This is a genomic window from Fibrella aquatica (genome assembly GCF_041321135.1).
In the GTDB taxonomy this organism is placed as follows: Bacteria; Bacteroidota; Bacteroidia; order Cytophagales; family Spirosomataceae; genus Fibrella; species Fibrella aquatica.
Window position 1 is genome coordinate 1 of sequence record NZ_JBGGWF010000025.1, and the last position, 2,225, is coordinate 2,225.

General features: G+C 48.1%; 3 protein-coding genes. 1 reads left to right on the forward strand and 2 read right to left on the reverse strand.

What is annotated here, in order from left to right; genetic code table 11:
- Positions 1–320 precede the first annotated feature (320 nt).
- Both ACAW87_RS25720 and ACAW87_RS25725 read right to left on the reverse strand, forming a co-directional pair.
- Entirely contained in the window at positions 321–605 is a 285-nt protein-coding gene (locus ACAW87_RS25720; RefSeq protein WP_370726542.1) for a type II toxin-antitoxin system RelE family toxin, read from the reverse strand.
- Positions 606–631: 26 nt separating this feature from the next.
- The gene (locus tag ACAW87_RS25725; protein WP_370726543.1) at positions 632–886 is read right to left on the reverse strand and encodes a type II toxin-antitoxin system Phd/YefM family antitoxin; all 255 of its coding nucleotides are present in this window, start codon (positions 884–886) and stop codon (positions 632–634) included.
- A gap of 1,180 nt (positions 887–2,066) precedes the next feature.
- Here ACAW87_RS25725 and ACAW87_RS25730 point away from each other — a divergent pair.
- On the forward strand, positions 2,067–2,225 hold a 159-nt coding region (locus ACAW87_RS25730; protein WP_370726544.1), incomplete at its 3' end, for an IS110 family transposase.

The window sequence follows — 2,225 nt, forward strand, 5'->3', positions numbered from 1 at the left end:
CTATCAGCGAAAGGTGGCTGCGGGCAAGAAGAAAATGAGTGTGTTGAACGCGGTTCGCAACAAGCTGGTGCATCGGATGATGGCGGTTATGGAGCGGGGAACGCCCTACACAGCGGAGTGTCCGAAAATTGGATAATTTTTAGTGAAAAAGGCTTGGATGTCTTATAGGAATCGCCTGCAAAGGCTGATGGTGGACGGAAGATAAGCCACGATCAGGTACGTTACACCTTTTCAACTTTGCCTTTGTTGGGTGATGCGCCGGCCTACTGCGAGTGATGCCTGTCCCCCGTAGGTGGACCCCGCAGAGCTGAACAACGGTTCTAATCTACTCGGCGCTTTAACAAGTCGTATATATCTTTGCGTGGTCCAACAGCGACAATCGTAACAATGATTATATCATCTTCGATTGTGTAAACAACCCGATAATCACCACTTCGAAGTCGAAATAGTTTGTCATAGCCTTTGAGTTGCTTGATGTTACCTGAGCGAGGAGACTCCTCTAACCGGCTAATCGCTTTAACAAGTTGCTGTTGGATCTTCTTGGGCAGTTTGAGCAGATCTTCCAGCGCAGCTTCATCATATTCAATGCGGTAAACAAGGCTCATGCAAGTGTCGATTTTGGAGTGCTTGCCTAGAGGCCTAAACGGGCTTTCACTTCCTCAATGGAGTATCGCTTGTTCTCCTTAGCCAACCGAGCTGTGGCTAGTTCACCATCAAGCTTATCTTCTAATTGTTGATAAAACTCATAATCCTCAAAGGAGATGACGGCAGCTACGTTCTTGCCAGAGCGTGTAATGATAGTAGCCTCCTTGCCAAAGGCTGCTTTGCTGACGATCTCCGAAAAGTTCTTGCGCGCATCCTGTGTGCTGCTAACTGACTGTGCCATGTCTTTGAGAAGTTTATGAGTTGATAACGTCTAACAAAGGTCATAAGTTCTGTACAAAATGTAAAATCTGTACAGAATATCTAGGTGCTGTCCACGGTGGATTGACTTGTCGCCGGGTACGTGGCAAACCGACCGAAACGTGCTGTCGAACGGGGACTAACCTGTCGCATGAAACGCGGAACTCAGATATAAAACCCTCATTATCAGGCAGTTATTCTGTCGCACGTAACGTGGAATACCCGCTTGCATGGACGGGCCACCCAACGCCACGAAGGGCTGATGGCCACAAGATAAGCCAAACTCAGATACGTGACCACGACCTTTTCACCCTTCGCTTGTTGGGCTGCCGCTTTGGCCTAATCGCGTGATGCCTGTCCGAGGTAAGTGGCCCCCGCAGCGCTAATGCCAAAACCAAAATGCTAACAGACTAACTACCGCTAACCAGAGCAAAACTGTCGGGCCGTACCACCGAGTATACCATTGACTTTGCGTGAGGAAGCCACTCTGTCTTAACTGTGACTCAACCTCTGGTAGATACCATTTTGTGCCGCAGTAGCGGCACCTATAGATGTCCATAAATAAGTCCTCTTGCCCATCAGTTGTATCCGAATAACGCCGATGGTCAATTGTCTCGAACTTTGTGCTCTGGAAAATCTCCGCTTTATACGCTCTAGCTTCAGTTGGTGAACCAAACTGACGGATCCGATAGGGAAGGCAATGTGAACAACTCATATGATTCAACTATGCTTCATAACTCAAGATTGATCTGTCGCTAGGTACGTGGCAAACCTGCAAAAAACGGGCAGTCGAACGGACACCAAACTGTCAACAAGCACGTAGCAAATCTGCAAAATAACGCTCGTTATCAATTAGTTAACTTGTCGCCCGTTACGTGAAACGCCCACTGACTTGGACAGGCCACCCAACTGTTAGCTTTACCGTTGACACAAAACCAAGATTCATCTCTAGCCTTTGTTGCTAAAAAAGAGGAACTTTCAAAGGGCAGCGGGACGAGCTAACCACCCAACCAGGTAAGACCTATCGGTGCGATGCAGTCCCCGCTGACCCCTTTGAGAGCAGAACAGGAAACATATAGGAATTGAGGCGCAAAGGCCTACTATCACAGTTTTGTTTGCCCTTCTGCGTACTTCTTTTGTGCAACGTAAAATAGCCCAAAACGATGAACACTTACAACTACTTTCTAGGCAATGACATCGGCAAGTCAACCGTCGCTGTCTGCGTCATCGACGGACAGGAAAAAAGGCAATTGGAGCTGAGCATTCCAAACACCAGTGAGGGTATGAAAACCCTGCTCGACAAGCTACAGACCCTCCCCGAC

Bases quoted from the DNA above. Each gene is read 5' to 3' on its own strand.
- ACAW87_RS25720 (WP_370726542.1), bottom strand. From the start codon at position 605: ATGAGCCTTGTTTACCGCATTGAATATGATGAAGCTGCGCTGGAAGAT.
- ACAW87_RS25725 (WP_370726543.1), bottom strand. From the start codon at position 886: ATGGCACAGTCAGTTAGCAGCACACAGGATGCGCGCAAGAACTTTTCG.